The sequence below is a fragment of the Bradyrhizobium sp. 23 genome (genome assembly GCF_023073295.1).
In the GTDB taxonomy this organism is placed as follows: domain Bacteria; phylum Pseudomonadota; class Alphaproteobacteria; order Rhizobiales; family Xanthobacteraceae; genus Bradyrhizobium; species Bradyrhizobium canariense_D.
The window spans coordinates 21,107-40,547 of the sequence record NZ_JADPJF010000096.1 but is presented as its reverse complement, the minus strand read 5'-3'; the positions used below and the strand labels follow the sequence as shown (position 1 = coordinate 40,547).

Sequence of the window (19,441 nt, the reverse complement as noted above, 5' to 3'; positions counted from 1 at the left end):
CGGCGAGACCGGCGGCGCCGGCGGCGAGACCTGCGCCAGCCGCAACAACGCCACCGACGGCGAGGCCTGTCCCGACAGCGCTTCCGGCGCCAAGCTGCGGACCTCCGGAGACGATGCCGTTGGCAATACCGGGCCCGAAAATCCCGAGCCCCAGAAGTGTGAGCGCACCGAGCACCAGCGCCATCGCATTCTCGATGGTCGGCTGGTTGCCGCCGAAGCCTGCCGTGAACTGCGAGAACAAGGTCGATCCGATGCCGACAATGACGGCCAGGACCAGGACCTTGACGCCGGAAGAGATTACGTTGCCCAGCACTCGCTCGGCCGCAAAGGCCGTCTTGCCGAAGAGGCCAAAGGGGATCAGCACGAAGCCGGCAAGTGTCGTCAGTTTGAACTCGACAAGCGTGACGAAAAGCTGGATCGCGAGAATAAAGAAGGCCAACAGCACCACGATCCAGGCGAACAGCAGGACCACGATCTGCACGAAATTCTCGAAGAAGCTGACGTAACCCATGAGCCCCGAGATCGAGTCGAGGATGGGTCGGCCGGCATCAAGGCCAACTTGGGCGATCCGGCCCGGCCGCAGAAAATCTGTCGACGACAGGCTTGTGCCTGAGGCTTTTAGCCCAAGGCCTGCAAAGCTCTCGAAGACGATGCGCGCAAGGCTGTTCCAATTGCTGATCAGATAGGCAAAGACGCCGACAAACAATGTCTTCTTGACCAGCCGGGCAAGAATCTCCTCATCAGTGCCAAAGGACCAGAACAGGCCCGCGAGCGTGAGGTCGATCGCCGCCAGCGTCGTGGCGAGATACCCCACTTCGCCTCCGACGAGGCCAAACCCGGAATCGATGTAGCGGGTGAAGGTTTCCAGGAATTGATCGATGACGGAGGTACCACCCATGGGTCACTCGCTTTGGCTTGGAATGGAGGGAAAACCGGACGGGAGGCGACTTTCGTCCTTGCGCGGGACAGGAGAGAGGAATGGCGCGCCGCCTGTCCGGCTGTCCGGATCACCTGTCGATCTACTTCCTGCCAAGAACTGCCTGCGCTGCTCGGCCCAGATCTTCTGGCATTCGAGAAGAGCCTCTTTCTGCTCGTAGGTGACGGTGCGGCATTGCTCGAGCTTTGCTGCGGTCGCATCGGATTTTGAGGCGAGATAGACGCAAGATTGGGTCGCGCTCCTGTCCTCAGGCAACCGAATGGCGCAGACGCCAACCACCAGGACAGCAAGACCAAGGGCTGCCGCGGCGGGCAGTCGTTCAAGTCGTTTCTTCATGATCAGTGAAACATCTGCACGGTTGTTGGTTGGTAGCCCTGCCCCTGGCTAAGAAAGCGCCGCAGTTGCTCCCTGCCCTGATCCTGCGCAGCTGCGCGCTGGGCAGACTCGAGCGTTTGCGCACGACCTTGCGACGCGACAGTAGCCGTAAGGTCCGCAAGCTGCTGAGCTTGCAACGCAAGGAGCTGGTTGCCGGCCTGACTTGCCTGAAGCGCACCCGATGCGCCCTGGCTCGCCGTCACCAGGGCGGACATTTGGGTGCGGTTGGTGTCGAGATTGCGGACAACACTCGCTTGGAGCCGCATGGCGTCCTGCAGCCCGGCAACGGAGTTCTGCCAACGCGTCTGCGCATTCCCGACAAGGAGCCCATTGGACATGCTGACCGATGCCGGCGCATAGGTGGTGGAAAACGCGCGATCGACCTGCTCGACATCATAGGCAATTCGCTGTGCCTGCGAGAGTAGCTGCTGGGTGCGCTGAATCGATTGCTCGAGCTGTTGTAACGACGAATAAGGCAGGCTGGCCAGGTTCTTCGCCTGATTGATCAGCATCTGCGCTTCGTTCTGCAGCGAGGTGATCTGGTTGTTGATCTGCTGCAGCTCACGCGCGGCGGTCAGCACATTCTGAACGTAGTTGTTGGGATCGAAAACGATCCACTGCGCCTTTGCTCTGCCGGGCGCTTGGATCATGATCATGGCGATGATGCTTGCCGCCAGAATCGGCCGGATCCAGTTCATGAGAGCGCTCCTTGTTGGGCGAGCTGCGGAATGAGATTGCAGGCCCAGCCGAGGTCGCGCGCCATGAGCCAACCGGTCACGAACTCGTCCCTTCCGTGCTCGGCAAGCACCCGGTCGACGAGAGCCTGGTCGGCTTTGGACGAGGCGGCCACGAAGGCGAGGGCGATTTCGCCAAGTCCGAGCTCGAACAGGCGGTTGCCGCGTCGAGATTGGCAGTAGTAGTGTCGCTTGGGGGTGGCGCGGGCGAGGATCTCGGTCTGGCGGTCGTTCAGCCCAAAGCGCCGGTAAATCGCCATGATCTGCGGCTCGACGGCGCGATCGTTTGGCAACAGGATCCGGGTCGGGCAGCTCTCAATGATGGCAGGCGCGATTTTGGAGCCGTCGACATCGGCGAGCGACTGGGTCGCAAAAACGACGGAGGCGTTCTTCTTGCGAAGCGTTTTGAGCCATTCGCGGAGCTTGCCGGCAAAATCGGCATCATCGAGCGCGAGCCAGCCTTCGTCGATGATGAGCAGTGTCGGACGGCCGTCTAAGCGGTCCTCAATCCGGTGAAACAGATACGCCAGAACTGCGGGCGCGACAGAGGTCCCAATCAATCCCTCGGTCTCGAACACCTGGACGGAGGCTTCACCGAGCGTTTCGTGCTCGCCGTCCAGCAACCGCGCGTATGGCCCCCCGAGGCAGTAGGGCTGCAGCGCGCGCTTGAGAGCGTTGGATTGCAGGAGAACGGAGAGCCCAGTCAGCGTCCGCTCGGCAACCGGCGCCGAGGCGAGCGAGGTCAACGCCGACCAGACATGATCCTTAGTCTCAGGCGTGACCTCGATCCGCTCGCGCGACAGGATCGATGCGATCCAGTCGGATGCCCAGCCTCGCTCGCCGAGATCGTCGATGCGCGCGAGCGGCTGGAGGGCGACGAGTTCTGACGGATCGAGCGCGCCGCCGAGATCATGCCAGTCGCCGCCCATGGCGATGGCCGATGCGCGGATCGAGCCGCCGAAGTCAAACGCAATGATCTGCGCCGCGCTGTAGCGGCGGAACTGCAGCGCCATGAGCGCCAGCAGGACCGACTTGCCGGCGCCCGTCGGTCCGATGACCAGCGTGTGGCCGACATCTCCGACATGCAGAGAAAACCGGAATGGCGTGGAACCTTCAGTCTTGCCGAAGAACAATGGGGGAGCCTTGAAGTGGTGATCCCTCACCTCTCCGGCCCATACCGCAGATAGCGGGATCATATGGGCGAGGTTCAGGGTCGAGACCGGCGGCTGGCGGACGTTTGCATACGTTTGTCCCGGCAGGCTGCCGAGCCAGGCTTCGACGGCATTGACCGTCTCGGCCATGCAGGTGAAGTCTCGGCCCTGGATAACCTTTTCGGCGAGGCGGAGCTTTTCGTCGGCTGCGCGCGGATCCCTGTCCCAGACCGTGACCGTTGCCGTGACGAAGACCTGGCCGATCTGATCCGAACCCAATTCCTGGAGCGCACTGTCCGCATCCATCGCCTTGTTGTGGGCATCGGTATCCAAAAGCGCGGAGGCCTCGTTCGTCATCACCTCCTTCAGGATCGAGGCGATCGACTTGCGCTTGGCAAACCATTGACGCCTGATCCTGGTGAGCAGCTTTGTGGCATCTGTCTTGTCGAGCATGATCGCGCGCGTCGACCAGCGGTACGGGAATGCCAGCCGGTTCAGCTCGTCGAGAATCCCGGGCGTGGTCGCAGTCGGAAACCCCACGAGCGTCAGAACGCGCAGATGCGCGTCGCCCAGCATGGGTTCAAGTCCGCCTACCAGCGATTGATCGGCTAGCAACGCATCGAGATACATCGGGATTTCTGGCACGCGCACCCGGTGCCGTTTGGTCGAGACCGTCGAATGCAGGTAGGTCAGCGTTTGCTCGTTATCAAGCCAACGGCATTCCGGCATGAAACCCTCGACCAGCTGCAGCACGCGGCTGGTCCGGTCACTAAAGCCGGCGAGCAGCTCGCGTGCATCGGCTCCCGCAGCGCGCTGGCTGCCCTCGTACAGCAGGCGCTCTGCTGCGGCCGCACTCTCTGCCGGAGGCAAATAAAGGAAAGTCAGGTAGTAGCTCGACTCGTAATGACTGCCGGCTTCCTCGAATTGCGCCTTCCGCTCCGCATCCACCAGCGCCGAGGCGACGTCCGGGAATGTATCCGGCGGATAGCGTCCGGCCGAATGCCGCTGCGCCTCGACGAACACGGCCCACCCGGATCCGAGACGACGGAGTGCATTGTTGAGGCGGCCTGCGACGGCAACGAGCTCGGCCGGCACGGAGCTGTCGAGATCCGGCCCTCTGAACCGGGCCGTTCGCTGAAACGATCCATCCTTATTGAGAATGATCCCTTCATCGACCAGGGCAGCCCAGGGCAGGAAGTCGGCAAGACGTGTGCTTGAACGGCGGTATTCGGCAAGATTCATCATGGGACGACTTCAGGTTCTGAGGTGAGCGGGAACGCGAACATGCCGGCGCACGACTTCCACGAATTCCGGATCGCGCTTTGCGGCCCAGACCGCAGCCATGTGACCCACGAAAGCGAGGAGAAGGCCGGCCAGCCACATGCGCAGGCCGAGACCGAGTGCGGCAGCCAGTGTGCCGTTGAGGATAGCAACCGCGCGCGGCGCGCCGCCCATCAGGATCGGTTCGGTGAGCGCGCGGTGGACGGGAGCCACAAATTCCGGGACTGGCTCGTCCATCAGATCACCACTCCGCCGCCGAATGAGAAGAACGAAAGGAAGAAGCTCGATGCGGCGAATGCGATCGACAGGCCGAACACGATCTGGACTAGCCGCCGGAAACCACCCGAGGTGTCGCCAAAGGCGAGCGACAGCCCGGTCACGATGATGATGATGACCGCAATGATCTTTGCGACCGGACCTTCGACCGATTGCAGGATCTGGTTCAGCGGCTGCTCCCAAGGCATGTTCGAGCCGGCGGCCCAGGCCGGCGCGCTGGCTAGGGCAAGGCTGGCGAACGCCACAATTGAGATGAAGCCGCGCCCGAGAGACGATCGTGTGGTCATGACTGATCTCCGATGTTCGAAAGGCTGTAGTCGCCCGATGATCCAAGGCCGTCGACGCTGGCGAGTTCGCTCAACCGCCGTTCGCCGCCACGGCCAGAGAGAACGGCTATGACGTTGATGGTTTCTGCAATCAGGGCGCGCGGGACGGTGATGACGGCTTCCTGGATCAGCTGCTCGAGCCGGCGCAGCGCGCCAAGCGAGGTCCCGGCGTGTATCGTTCCGATGCCGCCGGGATGTCCTGTGCCCCAGGCTTTCAAAAGATCCAGCGCTTCGGCCCCACGGACCTCGCCGATCGGAATGCGATCAGGGCGCAGGCGAAGAGAGGAGCGCACAAGATCGGAGAGCGAGATCACGCCGTCCTTGGTCCGCAGCGCCACCAAATTTGGTGCCCTGCACTGAAGCTCCCGGGTATCTTCGATGAGAACGACGCGGTCCGAACCTTTGGCAACCTCGGCAAGCAGCGCATTTGTCAGCGTGGTCTTGCCGGTCGAGGTGCCGCCGGCGACCAAGATGTTCTTCCGTGCGGCGACCGCGTTGCGAAGCGCGCTCGCTTGGCTCGCGTTCATAATGTCCGCGGCGACATACTCGTCGAGGCCAAACACGGCGATCGCCGGTTTGCGGATGGCAAAGGTCGGCGCGGCAACAACCGGCGGCAGCAATCCTTCGAAACGTTCCCCCTTTTCCGGCAGCTCAGCCGAAATCCGGGGCGAGCCGGGATGAACTTCTGCTCCTACATAGTGCGCGACCAGGCGGACGATTCGTTCGCCATCCGCTGCCGAAAGGCTCTCTCCGGTGTCTGTAAGGCCGCTCGACAGTCGGTCGATCCACAGCCGGCCGTCGGGATTGAGCATCACCTCGACGATTGCCGGATCTTCCAAAAACCCTGCGATGGCGGGCCCCAACGCGGTACGCAGCATACGCGCTCCGCGCAAGTTCGCTTCTGAATCAAAAGAATGGATCGCCACGATTTGCCCCAAGCTGCTGAGGCCGCTTTCGCGCCCTCATCTGAAGGCAAATAAAAGATAGGTCGCGTGTTACCGCAACGAAGGGAATATCCTGTTCGTAGTCTAGCGTAGAGAAAGGAACATTTGAAAAGAGCGCCGGCTTGACGCCCCGGCCCCTCCACCGCGAGGCGAGAAATCAGCAATGAGCAATGGTCCTGAGCTTACTATTTTTACGCCTTTCCCGGCCGCGGTGTTTGCTCAGCCTCCATTGCTTCTCCTGAACCAATGTCGCTCCCTCGCGTGGGCACGATTGAGTTCCCAGTTTTTGAGGAAGCTCAAACGTGGGATAATGAACCACATCAGCCGGCGGGCTGCAGCAGGCACCAATGCCGACGCTGGTCTGGTGCACCACCGTGAGCGTAGCATGACCCTGCACCATTCTCCCTGGAATCAGGGTGGTCCAGTACTGCACGACGATTGCCGACGCAGAATGCAGGCATTCAAACAGTGATTCTAGTCCGCAATGGCCGAGCTGAAATCGCAGATCTACTTGAGCTGCGCGTGTAGCGAGACATGGTCGAGTTCACCTTCCCACCACGACACAAACACCGCCGCAATACCGTTCCCGATGATGTTGGTAAGCGCGCGCACCTCGCTCATGAACTTGTCTATCGAGAATACGATCGCAATGCCCGGGACGAGGTCAGGACTGACCACGGTCAACGTTGCGGCCAGGGTGACGAACCCGGCACCGGTAACACCACTTGCGCCCTTCGAGGTGAGCATCGCCACAACGAGTATCGTGAGCTGCTGGGCGAAGTCGAGATCGACCCCGAGCGCCTGCGCGATGAACAAGGTCGCCAACGTCATGTAAATGTTGGTCCCATCCAAATTGAAAGAGTATCCTGTCGGCACCACCAGGCCCACGACCGGCTTGGAACAGCCCAGCCGTTCGAGTTTTTCCATCAACTGCGGCAGCGCGCTTTCGGACGACGATGTTCCGAGCACGATCAACAGCTCATCCTTGATGTAGAAGATGAACTTTAGAATAGAAAAACCGACCAAGCGCGCGACCAGGCCAAGCACAATGATCACGAAGAGCCCGGCTGTCACATAGAACAGAGCAACCAAGCCGATGAGTTTACCGAGCGCGGACGGTCCGAATTCGCCGATAGTGTAGGCCATAGCGCCGAACGCCCCGATTGGCGCTGCCTTCATTACGATCCTAATGACGCCAAACACCGCGTGTGCAGCATCGTCGACCAGACTGCGCATCCGCTCACCCCGCTGGCCAAGCGCCATCAGCGAGAACCCGAATAGGATGGCAAACAGCAGCACCTGTAGCACGTCGCCTCGGGCCAGAGCGCCAACTACGCTATCCGGAATAATATTGAGGAGAAAATCGACCGCCTTCTGCCCTTCCGCTCTTTTGACGTAGTTGGCTACCGCCGCGGCGTCAGCCCTGGGAGCAAGCCCATGACCGGCCTGAACGAGATTGCCCATCACGAGACCCAGGATCAGCGCGAAGGTTGACACGATCTCGAAGTAAAGCAGCGCCTTGACGCCGACTCGGCCGACCTTTCGTGCATCCTGAACATGCGCAATTCCGGACACAACAGTGCAGAAGATGATCGGCGCGATCACCATTTTGATCAGCTTGATGAATCCGTCACCAAGCGCTTTGACCCAGCTGTTCGTCCCCACAGAAGGCCACAACCAGCCAACGAGAACGCCAATCAGGATCGCGATGAGTACCTGGATATAAAGAACATTGTACCAGGGGCCAGATGGCTGGAACAGGGCGGCGGCTTTAACAGAGCGGCGCTGGCGGTGATTGTACATCACGCTCGACCCGGCGCCGTGGTACCAAAGCGGAGTGACAATGAAGGCACGGCTTCGCTCAGTGCTCCCTTAGCGCGGCGCGCACAGCGCACTGACCGCTTTAAAAAACCCCGTCCGTTGCCACCGGTTGCCGCCTCTCCCGAATGGGCTTGCGGCCAACGCGAAACAAAGTCCTGAATCCCTTCTGAAACCAGCGGTAAAAACTTGAGAAAGCTTCCTTGAGAGTTCGAATGCATCAGCGTCACCACCCATTTCAATCTTTTTTGGTTGTTCGAAGATGCCACCAGCATGTTAAATGCCGCCACCCTTAGCAGCCGGCGACCACTCTTCACCTGAGGCATTCTCGCCGTATCGCGCCGGACCGCGACCGTACGTTGAAGAGACATTCACCGTAAAGAACTTGTGGTGGTGCGGCGCGCCTGCGTTCACCCCTCACTCGTCCTATCCTGGCTTCAGGTGAATGCCCGGACATTCCCAAAGGCATCAACTTCGATCGAAAACCACAAGGGCCGAGAAGACATAGCCAGTAGCATTGCTCACGCTGCCTCCATTGGCGATCCCGGTTCCGCCTTTTCGGGAGCTGTGTTTTGCGGTGCCGAACAACACTCCTCGTAACAGAGCTTCTCACTCCTGTAGCTCGCCAAGGCCTGGAGGGAGCACTGCACGAGATCCCGTTTCGCTACATCGGAGGCAGGCGCTGCATCCAGCCATTTCAGCGCCACCTCGACCAATTCGATCGCGCGATCCCTGTTACCGGTCTCGTAATAGTACCGAGCGACCGCCCCGTACGAGAGGAACTTCGCGCCCTCGCTGCCTTGGGGCGGATTCGCCGCGAGGATGTGTTCGGAGAGGTCCCTGCCCATGGCAAAGCGCTCGGTGTGTGGGAAACCGGAGTAGTCTTTCGCGGGGTCGAAGAGTTGGCGGATGGCCACGCTCATCCAAACCACAGATTTCTTGTCGATCGCATCGCGAACCAATTGGCGCAATACCGCCAAGCCGGCCCGCATGTCGCGTATCTTGTGAAGCAACAATTCCGCATGAAGCCCACGGATGGTGACATCGTCCGGCATCGCAGCGAGTGCCTCCTCAACCCCTGAAAGGGCTGCCGCCCAATCCTTACTATTCATGGCGGCTTCAAGTCTGGCAAAGATCGGTTCCACCAGCGCTCGCTTCTGCGATAGTTCGCGCTTTCTGCGTCTGCCCGTGGTTATCCTCTCCGCATCCAGGGCTTTGGCTTCGTCGCTCACTGCCCAGGAGCCGTTCAGAACTTTTGGCAACAAGTTATCGAGTTGCGTCGGATGGCCGATAAAGGCGAAGCGGCCGTCACGATCGACCACGAATGACGAGGGAATCCCGACAGAAAAGCTGGGATCCATCCAAAGCTTGTTCATTTCGCCGGAGTAGTCGAATGCGATCGCGAAGTTCAGATCTGGCAAGCTCTTCGTCAACCAAGCGTCCAAGCTGGCTCGCGCTTCATCTGCCGTCGAAGCTTGTTCGTGAGCCGCGATGCCCACCACCTCAACTCCGTTGCTCCTGTATTTGCTTTGCAGGGTCACCAAATTCGGCATCGAGGCGATACATGGTCCGCACCACGTCGCCCAAAACTCGATGATGTATACTTTCCCAGGCTCGAACTTTGTAAGGGGTTGGCCACGGAGCCAGTCCTCAACTTTGATGGAGGGAGCCGGCGAACCGACTCTCAGCACATTCTCCGCACCGACTTGACTTGCGCTCTCAGTCACACTGGTCATTGCTCAAATTCGCTTTACCTGGCTCTGTGGAAAACAACAGCAAGTCGCATGCCAGCCAGCGCTCATTCATATTACGCATTTTTCGTATCATTCCTGTCGACCTTGCGACGCATGTCGCATATCCGACCAGCTGTTTGGAGCTTCTTAGGCAATCAGTCGGCCGGACCTCCTTAACGCAGACCGAAGAGGCGGGAAGTCAGGCAGAAGGCCGAGTTCACCACTCCACATCATGATCGGTTTCCAGGATAACCATTTCGGCGCTCGGGATCATGACGTGAACTGACCTGCTTTGGCCCGTCGACTTGCGCTTGACGGCGATCTCAGATTTCCAATTCAACCATTTGAACCAAGGGGCGATGAACCAGACTAGTGCGACCAGCTGCAGCACAACATTCATACTGAACGCCGTCTGATACGCGATTGAGGGGTAGTGTCCGTCCTTTACCGGCCATTGCTCGAGAATTAACCCCGTCCCGTACTGGACGAGGAAAGCCCACCCGAAATGCAGAACGTTGAGCACGCCGTTTGCGCGCGCGATCAGTTGGGCCGGAAAGTAATCTCCGATGATCGCGTAGCTGAGGACGATTGCTGATCCGACCACCGCCACAACGATCCACGACGGTAGCGACGGGAATGGCGGATGCAATATCAGCGCGAGTTCGGCTGCAATGAACACAGCAGCTACGATTGAGAGCAACGTTTCAATGTTCTTGCCATGCCGGCGCAGTGAATCGGCGACCACGCTGAGCAGCAATGCGCCAATGCTTAGGGCTATCGCCATTGCGAGCAATCGAGTGACAAGGCTTGTTCGATCCAACCCTTCCACATCGCTCAGCCAGGACGCTGCCCACAAGGACTGCAGGGCCCACGCGGACCCGATACATGTTGAAGAAATCGGCGCAATTCTCCAGAACCGCCCATCCGTATAGACGGTCTTCAGGCTGACTGTCCCTGGAGGGCTCTTCGCAGTTGCCTCATGCTCTGGAACCAAAAAATAGATCGAAGCGGCCGCGGAGGCGCTGGATGCGGCAAGCACCTCAAATAGACCGCGCCAGCCTATCCAGTTAAGCAATGCCTCGGCTGGTGCGGTTGCCGTTACCGCGCCCAGTGCACCCAGCATGATCATACAGCCGTTGATGAGCGCCACGCGCTCTCTCGGAAACCAGAGCACGACTGTTTTCAGGCCAGACATGAGGGAAGCTGCGGTACCTAATGCTATCATCGCGCGAGCAATCAGAAGCGACAGAAATCCATTCGATAGTCCGAAAAGCGCAGCGCCTGCGGCAGCCAGCAGCAAGAGCGCACCCTGGACTCGGCGCGGACCGAAGCGATCCAAGAGCATGCCCATCGGAATCTGGCTGCCGGTAAGGACTAGAAAGTAGATCGAGCCCAACAGCCCCAAATCGGCCGTACCAAGCTCCAATTCAGAGGCGAGGCGGTCACAAATGAGCGTGTTGATCATCCGAAACAGGTAGGAAAGATAACATCCCGCTGCAAAGGGAAGGAACACGCAAGAGATGATCCGCCAGCTCCAACCCCGGTTGACCGGCTTCTCGCCTGATCTCAGCCCAGCGGCATCGCTGCGCGTGTCGCTCAAAACGCGGCCACTGGCTTTAACACAAGGCGTTTGGCAGCTGTCGAAAGTGGATATTGCTGCCGCCCTCCTCGGCGACAGCACCCGCGTTTGAGTTTTCACCTACGACGGCCACGCAGTGGGTTTCTTCTTCAACTGGCGCTCGTGGAACGGCGCGTGACGCTCCGCCGCCCAATTCAGGCCCGGATCGGCTGGAACTTCCCGAGCTATCAATTGCCTCCTGCAGCAAGGGCCGGCCAAACCGTACGCGACGATCGACCTGCTCGGCAAAAGCCTTGAAGCGCTCGAGGCCCAGTACGCACGCCTCGTCCTGCTTGGACCGCGGCATCGGCGGCGTCAGCGTGAGGTGGTATCGCACATGGAGAGCCACTGTTTCCGCGATCACCGCAATGTCCGTCCGCAGACTGAGCACCTGCTTATTCGTTCGCTCGATCGCCTCGTAAACCAGCCCCTCTATACGCGGCGCCGGATCCAGGAAGCGCTCAAGTGCCGCCTCGACGACGACGCTCTTGCCCATACCAGGGCGGTCAGTCGCGGCTTCGAGTCGCTGGAAAATGCACTCAGAAAGTTGAATTGTTATCTTTCTGGTCTGCTGAGCTTCGCTTGGACTCGGCTGCGCGTCCACCTCAGCTTCATTCCGACTTGAGCTCGGTTCTTCCCGGCGCCCGCCGCTAATCTGCATACTCCAGCTTCCTTCTTTCTGCGACCGCACACCGCCTGCGCTTGCTCGCGCGTGGTCTGGATGTTTGGTCGAAACAGATGAATCGCCCTGCGATGACGCACGACAAAAGGGCCGAGACCGCATGCCGCTTCAACCGCGGGGACATTCTGGTCGCAGCCTGGCGTACCGAAAGAAAGAAAGGGCGGATTCCTAAAGACCAGCGCCAGACGGCGTAGCCTCTTGTGCCTCTAGACAGCAGGTCGCCGATAGACGCGCGATTTCGGGGACGGTGCGTGCACCCTTACGTCAAATCGACAAAGTTGCCGATCCAAAACGAGGCGCAGGCGCAATCTAGATGCGCCCTCGCGCCCTCGAGGTCGCGAACGAACCGCGCGGACGCACCGGCCTTATTCCCTGTGCGGTGATGCGCCTCGTAAGAAGCGCACCAGCTCATGCGGCGACCAAATACACCCGCGCCTCGCCCGATTTCCGGCATGCATCACCAGCGTGCGATAGGACTTACACCCGTTCGCGTGCCGCACGTCGAGCCCGTCCTACGGCTGTTCAAACGTATCAGCAGGCCCGGTGCGACCACTCACCTGTCAGGAGGCCTCAGGGGAACTGTCGGTCCCGCTGGCAGGCGGGTGGATCGCGCAGCGGGTCCCCCTCGTTATGGCTACAGACGTAGCGCTCGTTGTGCCGGTCCTCGCCAGCCACGCGATTCATGGGTCCGCCCGCACCCCGGGGCGTCGCTTCCGGATCGGTGGAGGACTGAAATGTGAATTGCCCCTGCCGACGGCGAGCTTACTTGCGCCAAATCGGCTGCTACAGCCTCGTTGCAGAACATTCTGCGAAAGGCCCCCCTGTTCGCCCGCCCGATGTACTTAAGTGCAAATCCTGGTGGCGTTGAGTGAGGGCACATCATGGATGTCGAGTTCTACAGGAGCTTGCAGAGCGGGCCCACGATGGCTGATCAGGCCGATCCGTTCACGCGAAAGCGGATTCTGGTGCTGCCCGAGAAATACGATGCTAAGCTGGGGAAACCTTCGCCGGCCAGCCGCAATCTTCAACGCACGCTGCCGCTGCACCGCACCGTGCCAGCCGTAAGCACCATTTCTGATGGTGCCGAAGCTTGAGGAAGAGCGCCGGCAGCGAGGGCGACTGCGACGCCTGCAGCGGCAGCAAGCATCACCCCTCTAAGGCGCTGGATTTTCCAGGGATGGTACGCGAACTACGCCGGAAAGGATGCGCACCCAAACCGGAGTGAGCATGCCGGATGGCACCCGTCGACTGCCCTCACCGCACTTCAGAAGCACTGTGGTCACAGCTTGCCGGTGGAGGCATTCACCAAATGGACCGAGGAGCATGCCGGCCAAACGACCGGTAGATGAGTATCGGGACCGATCTGCTCCAGTCCCGTCAGCAGTTGCTGCACGTTCATGCCCGTCTGCGCGGGCACCTGAAAAGTACTGATTGCTCCATCCCGCCAGCATAGGCCTGGATACTGCGCCCTGAAAGTGCGGTTGTTTACTGAGAGCGTGCCAGCGCCGCAGAGCACCGTGCGGCGGCAGTTATGAATTTTCATCGCATCTGGAGGCCGGGTCCAGGACACAGCTTTTCGTACTCTTTGGCCCATTTCTCGAGCCGCGGGCTGGGTCCGGATCGTTGAGCGCAACCGTGGGCACCTTCTCGGCGAGTAATCTGGTTTTTGTCGTCCTCCATAAAATTCCTAACCCGAATGGGCGCTCGTGTTGCGCAGGATTGCCGTTGCATGGAGATCACATAGCTTGAGTGCGCGTTCACCTTCAGCCGCCAGCTTCCCCGGCGGGGATCGCCTGGACCTGATCTGTCCGCCGTTTGGCGCCACTCGGAAAGACCTGCCGTGACGAGCCGTCTCGAGCTGACGATGTAGGCTCCCAACATGAGCGGGTCCTCATCGAGGCAACATCCAGATCTCAAGGCGGGGCGCGGCAAGGATGGGCGCGGCGGTCAGCGTAACTTTTCGAACACCTGAAGCGAACTTGCCGCTGCAGTGACCGGGTGCGCTGTAGGCTGAAGGTCATTGGCGAGGCTCCGCAGCTAGTCATTTCTCCAATAGAGAATCGGTCTGGATCATGCCAAGCGGCCCGCATGGCCCTGCTGCAAACAAGCTCTTTCTCTTTGCGCACGTGACTCTCGGGCGATTACCTGATCTCCGGCCGTTCGGGTCGAAGCGGGGATGCGCCATCTCCGGCTCGGGCGGGGAGGACCAAAAAATGTCAAGAGGCGTCCGCAGCACGGTCCTCGCGATGAAGGCCGGCAGTCGCCACGCTCCTCGGAGGAATAGTCCGTTCATGGACGTGCGAAGAAGGTGTTCGGTCGATCAGGAGGCTGATCAGTTCAGGGCGACTGTAGTGACCGCTTGCATCCATCACTCTCTTGCGCCCGTCGATTTCGATGAAGTCGAGATCGGCAATCACCTCTCCTTCACCTTCCTTCAGGGGCTCGCCTATCAATTGACCATCGGGGGCAACGATAGCCGTGAAGCAACCGCCGGAAATCGGGGCGATAGCAGCGCCCGTGTCATTGGCAATTTGGGCTTGTTGGTCGGCGTTGAGCCATGCGGTTGCGCTGACGACGAAGCAGGCCGATTCAAGGGCATGCTGTCGGGTGCTCACTTCCGTTTGCTGGGAGAAAAGAGGGCCGAAGATTGAGCCGGGGTACATCGCGGAGTGGATCTGCTCGCCATCGGCAATCAAGGCGTATCTTGCCAGCGGGAGATAATGTTCCCAGCACGCAAGCTGGCCGATCCGGCCAACGGCGCTGTCTACGGCGCGAAGGCCGGCACCGTCGCCTTGGCCCCAGACCATCCGCTCATGATAGGTGGGGGTGATCTTGCGGCGACGCTGGATCAGCGTGCCGTCCGCATCGAACAGGAGCTGAGTGTTATAGATCGATCCTCCGTCCCGCTCATTGGCGCCGACCGAAACGACCATTTGGGCGTCCTTGGCCGCATCACCGATCGCATGCGTCTCCGCAGAGGGTACCGTAAGGGACTGCTCAAGCAGCCTCTGATGCTCCTTGGCAAGCGTGAAGGGCGGCTGGACGAACGAGAAATACGGGTAGTAGGGAATGATGGTCTCGGGAAACGTGGCGAAACGCACCCCCTTTTTGCCCAATTCGCGAATCTTTCTGGTGATCTTCTCGACTGTCCCCTCTCGGCTGTACAACACGGGGCTGATCTGTACGGCGGCTGCCTTAATGATTTTTCTCATTCTGTTCTTCTGCACATTGTGAGTATCCGCGTTGCACTGCAACTGGTGTAGAGGATGACGGATGACTCTCACGGGGGCTCTCCGAGCCCATGGGGGCTTGTTGGGCTCAAGGCTGTGTGCGTCTGCCATCGACAGCCACGTCGATGCCGGTGATGTAGGATGCGTCGCCCAAAGCGAGGAAGCTCACGCGCCGCGATCTTCCGTGGCTTACCGAAGTGTTTCGCGGCTATCTGCTCCAGCGGGACCGTTCCGCGGTCTTGCACGCTGGTCTCGAAAATGCCGATGTTTCTAAACAGCGGACTTTCGGTGACGCCCGAGCTCTCGGCGTTTATCCGAGCGCTTCGGCGGATCAGTTGGGTGCCAAGGGCTCGCGTCAAGTGGCACAGTTCGGCCTTGGATGCCGACACAACCGATGTTCCCGCGATTCCGACCTGATTGGACGAAGAAGCCGTGAAGACGATCTCGCTCGGGTTGCGCGCGAGAGGCAGCGCCTTGTGAGTATTGAAATAGAATGGGAAATTGACGAAGACGTCAACGCTCTGCTGAGTTGTTTGCGCGAGCGAGCCGAGTTTCGCGATTTCGGCATTGGCATCGAAATGGGCTATAACAGTTTCGCGCTTTCCTCCGAAGGGGGATAGCCGGCGCGAAAAATAGCCGAGCCTCGCTGTCGGGATAGCTTCGCGATTCCCTGCAGGACTTTGGCTCATGACGCGTTTTCCGCATCACTTGGCTTATGCATTGACGGATAGGGCTTTCTGCCCACTGTGTCGGTAGTCGCGTCGGCAACTGCCGTAGTCAAATCATGCGCCATCATGTAGTACGTCGTGAAGTGGCCGCTCTTGCTCGCGATCTTACCGTTTTTGCGAGTGACGCTGCCCTTCTCACGTTTGGTAATCAGCTTCATCTTGCACCGCTTCGCGATCAGGGGCATCGGGACAAGCTTCCATCCTGTGGCCTTGCGCAACTCTGCTTGCGTAACGCCGTCTTGTCGCGAGGCCATCGAGCTGATCAGATTGATCTTGGTGTGAGGATGCTTGGCCATCATCGCCATCCGGCGGGATTGGGTCTCATTCAACGGCTCCAAGCCAATGTGCTTCTCCAGTTGTCCTTCCACCGAAAGTGGACGATGTAGTTCCGTTCCTCTGGAATTGTGGAAACATATTGCAGGCGGTCTCAGGGGTTGCCTCATTGCAATCTGACGTAAACGGATAACGTTACACCAGTCTGCTGAAGTTTGGGGCAGTGCAAGTTCTCGCATTTTCGACAGGATTTCGCAGACTAAGACCGTGCAAGGTGGATTGCTAACACAGAGGCCCTGCGATGCAATCCGCAAAAACTAGTAGGCCAACTTTTGAGAAAAGCTTCCGGAACTCTGGAGAGGCTTCCGCTTGCTCAAGCAAGCAGCGTTACCCCATCGAGCGGCAGCTCGAATGCAGGCCGTACCTCGTCTCAACTCGCTTCAGATTTCAGCATTCATGTCATGCGGCCTCCCAGCCCTCAGATATCTGCCGTCGGTCCCGATCTAAGGCGCTCGGTCCGTTCGATTTGGCCCTGTCGTTATCGGGTCCTCGTGATAACGAACCTTGGTGGCACGCAGCGGGTGGAGGCCCGACACCATCACAATCGCCTCTTTCGATGAGAGCTGCATGACTTCGCCAGGCGTCAGGAGAGGACAGGACGTTTCTTGGCGGCTCACACCATCAAGTGTCCAAGCCAGGGGGCTTATGCGATGCCCGGCATAGTTTTTCATGGCGCGCAGTTCGGTCGCGGTCCCCAGCGCATCCGAGACGCGCTTAGCGGTGCGCTCGTCATTGTGGAGACGGCTATCCGGATGTGACGATTGTCGAGGTCGCGTGGTTCGGTCCATAGGCGCGTTCTAACTGGTTCAAGCTCTGAGTGATCAGGAAACTGCGAATGCCATAGCCGGCCATGAAGGCAAGCTGGCTCTCGAACAAATCGAGGCGGCCCAGAGCTGCATGACTCGTGGAGCATCAGGAGGAGCTTTTGACGGCGCCGGTCGGGATCCTGGCTCTCGGTCAGGCGCCGTCCGATCTGATTGAGGATGAGCCACATCAGGAATTTTGTGTGGACGATGTCGGATGGCGGCACGACGAGATAGAGTGAAACGGGCTGCGGTTTGTCGACGAGATCGAGAATGCGCCAATCGCTCCGCGCGGTGACCTTAGCAACGACCGGATCGCGATAAAGGCCCAAGAAGCTCATTGTGGTCGACAGCACGCCCGACCGCTCGTTCTCGCTCTTGTTGAGCAGCTCTCGCGCTGCTGAAGCGACGACGGGATGAACGCGATCACCAAGTTGAGCCCCGGCAAGTGTCTTGTCAGCTTCAGCGTAGAGGACATGCAGGATAGCGCCGACGAGCAGAGAATGGCTGGTTTTTCCCAATGGTTGCGGCGCTCGAGCGCCCCTTCGGGATCAACCAGGATATGCAGACATTTTGCGCTTCTCGTACTTCCCAAGTTGTAGGCGGCGCTTGCCGTGTTTGTCGGTCGAATAAGATTACATCTCCAAGGCGCGCGCGCCATCCCGAGGTCAACTGGAAATTCTCGCGCTTGATTTCGTGGACGATCACCGAACGCGGCCACTCCCGCTCGAGCGAAGGCGACCAGGGCACAAGCTGAAAGCCGCGGCCGTTCTCGATCATCGCGAAGCGTGCGGACGCCACTGACAGACGTCCACGATAGTCCCCTCAGATCTGCTCACCTACATCAGATGATAAGTGCGGAAGCCCCGCTTGCTCCATGAGCCGTCGTGTAACGACGTCGAGTTCGCGGTCGCGGAGGCTTTCGATCACGTTGCGGCTTAGCCGGACCTTGTTGCCATCGCGCCGGGCGGGTCCTTGGTCGGCCAAAACATCGATGCGCCGTTCAAGTGCGCACGGACCTCGGCGCCAAACGCAATGCGCGAGAGCTCGGCAGGATCTCGCGCGACGAGCTGCCGGTCTAGCCACGTTGCTCCATCCGCCGCGACCTGCTGGTCCAGAAAGAGCTCCGAGCGAACCGCGAGCGCAATCCGTGTTCGACCAGGGGTGTCCGCAAACAGGCGCAGTTCCACGATCCCACCGATCGGCCCATCGCCGGCCGCCTCGACAGCAGGAAGCTTCACGTGATGCACACGCCCGTCAATCCCGTCGACAACGGCAAAGGCTGTGCCCTTCATCAAGCCCGCGCCCGATGAGACGGCCAACGATTGGTCCGCCATGAGTTTCGCCCTCCAGTGCCCAGGATGCGGGGGTGCGGCTGGCGCCGTCCCGCGTGAGGGCTTTGTGCAGCGGCTTGATGATGTCACCGCGCTCGCCCAGCGCGCGCAAGCTCGCCTCCGCATCGGGGGCCAGAACCCGGACGGCGGGGCCCGCAGGTTTCGCCAAACCGCGCCGCGCGAGCGTCCGCATGCGCCCGATCCGCTTTCCCGCAATGGATCGCGCCCGGCAGATCCCGCTCGGACCTCAAATTGATAACGCCGTCCGCCGTCCCCGCTTCCCGGGCAAGCGTCCGATCGAGTGTGGTCCAGCGTTCGGCTGTCGTGTCCGCCTCAAGGCTCTGGCGAGTCTCGAGCTCCGAACGAGGGCCAAGTTCGCGCATGACAAGGTCGCTGGCGCCGGCGCGCAAGCCCATAGCGAAATACCCGCGACTGATGATGAGGTCGGCACCATCATCGGTACGGCCCCGCACGAGGATGTGAATGTGCGGATCCTCTGTATTCGAGTGGTCGACCGCCACCAGTCAAGCCGTGTGCCAGGGTCGCGCGAGGCTTGGTCCATCAGCTCCCGACTGAAGCTACGCAGGCTGGCAAATTCACCCGCATCATCAGGCGAGACAATGAACCTAAAATGATGGCGGTCACCTTCGCAACGCCTGACGAAGGCGCAACCGTCCGCATCATCCGCCTCGGCGTGGAATAGTTTGCCCTGAGCGCCGTCTCGTGTGATTCCGTCGCGCTGCAGGTAACCGATATGGGCGCGCAACGCGCCCGGCGAACGCATCCGCCGCACCACCCGCGCCTTGACCATAGCACCGCGGCCGCTGGCGTTGAGCCGTGCCGCAGCGATGCTCGCGGCGCGGCCGCGTCCAAACTTTCCGCCACGGCCATCCTTGCCTCGCGAGAGGCCGCCGGCCTTCTGAGCGGCTGTGAGTACCTGCGCCACAAACGGCTTTGTCCGGGGCGCGCGCGTGGAGCGGATACGGCCGGGACGGGTCCGAAGATCATCCTCGCGCGTCATTCCGGCCGCCGCAAGGCATCGAAAGCCGTGTAAGAACAGCGCCTTGGGGAAAGCTGAACTTTGCTCCGAGTCGCCGCAATGTTTAGTCGATCATTGAAATCCATACACTTTCTCTCA

18 protein-coding genes and 1 pseudogene are annotated in these 19,441 nt (G+C 60.1%); 1 reads left to right on the top strand and 18 read right to left on the bottom strand.

What is annotated here, in order from left to right:
* From trbL to IVB32_RS22960, 12 genes are all read right to left on the bottom strand, one after another.
* Nucleotides 1–898 (bottom strand): P-type conjugative transfer protein TrbL (gene trbL, locus IVB32_RS23015; RefSeq protein ID WP_247411528.1); only part of this gene is annotated, 898 nt, incomplete at its 3' end.
* 3 nt (nucleotides 899–901) lie between these two features.
* Entirely contained in the window at nucleotides 902–1,273 is a 372-nt protein-coding gene (gene trbK-alt, locus IVB32_RS23010; protein ID WP_247411527.1) for a putative entry exclusion protein TrbK-alt, read from the bottom strand.
* A 2-nt stretch (nucleotides 1,274–1,275) separates the two neighbouring features.
* On the bottom strand, nucleotides 1,276–2,010 hold the full coding sequence (gene trbJ, locus IVB32_RS23005; protein ID WP_247411526.1) for a P-type conjugative transfer protein TrbJ: 735 nt from the start codon (nucleotides 2,008–2,010) through the stop codon (nucleotides 1,276–1,278).
* Nucleotides 2,007–4,442: a conjugal transfer protein TrbE gene (trbE, locus tag IVB32_RS23000; protein ID WP_247289293.1), complete on the bottom strand. Its 2,436-nt coding sequence runs from the start codon at nucleotides 4,440–4,442 to the stop codon at nucleotides 2,007–2,009. The genes trbJ and trbE overlap by 4 nt, the downstream gene beginning before the upstream one ends.
* 9 nt (nucleotides 4,443–4,451) lie before the next feature.
* The gene (locus IVB32_RS22995; protein WP_247289291.1) at nucleotides 4,452–4,715 is read right to left on the bottom strand and encodes a VirB3 family type IV secretion system protein; all 264 of its coding nucleotides are present in this window, start codon (nucleotides 4,713–4,715) and stop codon (nucleotides 4,452–4,454) included.
* On the bottom strand, nucleotides 4,715–5,041 hold the full coding sequence (locus IVB32_RS22990; RefSeq protein ID WP_247338342.1) for a TrbC/VirB2 family protein: 327 nt from the start codon (nucleotides 5,039–5,041) through the stop codon (nucleotides 4,715–4,717). The genes IVB32_RS22995 and IVB32_RS22990 overlap by 1 nt, the downstream gene beginning before the upstream one ends.
* Nucleotides 5,038–5,958 (bottom strand): P-type conjugative transfer ATPase TrbB, encoded by a 921-nt coding sequence (gene trbB / locus IVB32_RS22985; RefSeq protein ID WP_247411525.1) that lies wholly within the window; start codon nucleotides 5,956–5,958, stop codon nucleotides 5,038–5,040. The genes IVB32_RS22990 and trbB overlap by 4 nt, the downstream gene beginning before the upstream one ends.
* 573 nt (nucleotides 5,959–6,531) lie before the next feature.
* A complete protein-coding gene (gene dctA, locus IVB32_RS22980; protein WP_247296874.1) occupies nucleotides 6,532–7,827 on the bottom strand; it encodes a C4-dicarboxylate transporter DctA in 1,296 nt (431 codons plus the stop codon).
* Nucleotides 7,827–8,168, bottom strand: coding sequence for a hypothetical protein (locus tag IVB32_RS22975; protein ID WP_247411524.1), 342 nt, complete (start codon nucleotides 8,166–8,168; stop codon nucleotides 7,827–7,829). Before IVB32_RS22975 ends, dctA begins: the two co-directional genes overlap by 1 nt.
* Nucleotides 8,169–8,363: 195 nt before the next feature.
* On the bottom strand, nucleotides 8,364–9,578 hold the full coding sequence (locus IVB32_RS22970) for a TlpA disulfide reductase family protein (protein WP_247411523.1): 1,215 nt from the start codon (nucleotides 9,576–9,578) through the stop codon (nucleotides 8,364–8,366).
* 214 nt (nucleotides 9,579–9,792) lie between these two features.
* The gene (locus tag IVB32_RS22965; protein WP_346731107.1) at nucleotides 9,793–11,088 is read right to left on the bottom strand and encodes an MFS transporter; all 1,296 of its coding nucleotides are present in this window, start codon (nucleotides 11,086–11,088) and stop codon (nucleotides 9,793–9,795) included.
* Between the two features lie 103 nt (nucleotides 11,089–11,191).
* A complete protein-coding gene (locus IVB32_RS22960; RefSeq protein ID WP_247411522.1) occupies nucleotides 11,192–11,854 on the bottom strand; it encodes a hypothetical protein in 663 nt (220 codons plus the stop codon).
* Nucleotides 11,855–12,756: 902 nt separating this feature from the next.
* Between IVB32_RS22960 and IVB32_RS22955 the strand changes: the two genes are divergently transcribed.
* Nucleotides 12,757–12,969: a hypothetical protein gene (locus IVB32_RS22955; protein WP_247411520.1), complete on the top strand. Its 213-nt coding sequence runs from the start codon at nucleotides 12,757–12,759 to the stop codon at nucleotides 12,967–12,969.
* A 1,122-nt stretch (nucleotides 12,970–14,091) separates the two neighbouring features.
* On the opposite strand, the gene IVB32_RS22950 is transcribed toward IVB32_RS22955, so the two are convergent.
* The 6 genes and pseudogenes from IVB32_RS22950 to IVB32_RS22925 form a co-directional block, all read right to left on the bottom strand.
* The gene (locus tag IVB32_RS22950; RefSeq protein WP_247289279.1) at nucleotides 14,092–15,087 is read right to left on the bottom strand and encodes a nitrilase-related carbon-nitrogen hydrolase; all 996 of its coding nucleotides are present in this window, start codon (nucleotides 15,085–15,087) and stop codon (nucleotides 14,092–14,094) included.
* 68 nt (nucleotides 15,088–15,155) lie between these two features.
* Nucleotides 15,156–15,794, bottom strand: coding sequence for an SDR family oxidoreductase (locus IVB32_RS22945; protein WP_247411518.1), 639 nt, complete (start codon nucleotides 15,792–15,794; stop codon nucleotides 15,156–15,158).
* Nucleotides 15,791–16,129: a hypothetical protein gene (locus tag IVB32_RS22940; protein WP_247411516.1), complete on the bottom strand. Its 339-nt coding sequence runs from the start codon at nucleotides 16,127–16,129 to the stop codon at nucleotides 15,791–15,793. The genes IVB32_RS22945 and IVB32_RS22940 overlap by 4 nt, the downstream gene beginning before the upstream one ends.
* A gap of 522 nt (nucleotides 16,130–16,651) precedes the next feature.
* A pseudogene (locus IVB32_RS22935) lies at nucleotides 16,652–17,782 on the bottom strand (type IV secretory system conjugative DNA transfer family protein); the annotation flags it as partial.
* Between the two features lie 125 nt (nucleotides 17,783–17,907).
* Entirely contained in the window at nucleotides 17,908–18,306 is a 399-nt protein-coding gene (locus IVB32_RS22930) for a DUF3363 domain-containing protein (RefSeq protein WP_247411512.1), read from the bottom strand.
* The gene (locus IVB32_RS22925; protein WP_247411509.1) at nucleotides 18,227–18,496 is read right to left on the bottom strand and encodes a DUF3363 domain-containing protein; all 270 of its coding nucleotides are present in this window, start codon (nucleotides 18,494–18,496) and stop codon (nucleotides 18,227–18,229) included. The genes IVB32_RS22930 and IVB32_RS22925 overlap by 80 nt, the downstream gene beginning before the upstream one ends.
* Nucleotides 18,497–19,441 lie beyond the last annotated feature (945 nt).

Excerpts from the sequence above, each read along its gene's own strand:
- trbK-alt (WP_247411527.1), bottom strand. The coding sequence starts at position 1,273 with ATGAAGAAACGACTTGAACGACTGCCCGCCGCGGCAGCCCTTGGTCTT.
- trbJ (WP_247411526.1), bottom strand. The coding sequence starts at position 2,010 with ATGAACTGGATCCGGCCGATTCTGGCGGCAAGCATCATCGCCATGATC.
- trbE (WP_247289293.1), bottom strand. The coding sequence starts at position 4,442 with ATGATGAATCTTGCCGAATACCGCCGTTCAAGCACACGTCTTGCCGAC.
- IVB32_RS22995 (WP_247289291.1), bottom strand. The coding sequence starts at position 4,715 with ATGGACGAGCCAGTCCCGGAATTTGTGGCTCCCGTCCACCGCGCGCTC.
- IVB32_RS22990 (WP_247338342.1), bottom strand. The coding sequence starts at position 5,041 with ATGACCACACGATCGTCTCTCGGGCGCGGCTTCATCTCAATTGTGGCG.
- trbB (WP_247411525.1), bottom strand. The coding sequence starts at position 5,958 with ATGCTGCGTACCGCGTTGGGGCCCGCCATCGCAGGGTTTTTGGAAGAT.
- dctA (WP_247296874.1), bottom strand. The coding sequence starts at position 7,827 with ATGTACAATCACCGCCAGCGCCGCTCTGTTAAAGCCGCCGCCCTGTTC.
- IVB32_RS22975 (WP_247411524.1), bottom strand. The coding sequence starts at position 8,168 with ATGCCTCAGGTGAAGAGTGGTCGCCGGCTGCTAAGGGTGGCGGCATTT.
- IVB32_RS22970 (WP_247411523.1), bottom strand. The coding sequence starts at position 9,578 with ATGACCAGTGTGACTGAGAGCGCAAGTCAAGTCGGTGCGGAGAATGTG.
- IVB32_RS22960 (WP_247411522.1), bottom strand. The coding sequence starts at position 11,854 with ATGCAGATTAGCGGCGGGCGCCGGGAAGAACCGAGCTCAAGTCGGAAT.
- IVB32_RS22955 (WP_247411520.1), top strand. The coding sequence starts at position 12,757 with ATGGATGTCGAGTTCTACAGGAGCTTGCAGAGCGGGCCCACGATGGCT.
- IVB32_RS22950 (WP_247289279.1), bottom strand. The coding sequence starts at position 15,087 with ATGAGAAAAATCATTAAGGCAGCCGCCGTACAGATCAGCCCCGTGTTG.
- IVB32_RS22945 (WP_247411518.1), bottom strand. The coding sequence starts at position 15,794 with ATGAGCCAAAGTCCTGCAGGGAATCGCGAAGCTATCCCGACAGCGAGG.
- IVB32_RS22940 (WP_247411516.1), bottom strand. The coding sequence starts at position 16,129 with ATGGCCAAGCATCCTCACACCAAGATCAATCTGATCAGCTCGATGGCC.
- IVB32_RS22930 (WP_247411512.1), bottom strand. The coding sequence starts at position 18,306 with ATGGCGGACCAATCGTTGGCCGTCTCATCGGGCGCGGGCTTGATGAAG.
- IVB32_RS22925 (WP_247411509.1), bottom strand. The coding sequence starts at position 18,496 with ATGCGGACGCTCGCGCGGCGCGGTTTGGCGAAACCTGCGGGCCCCGCC.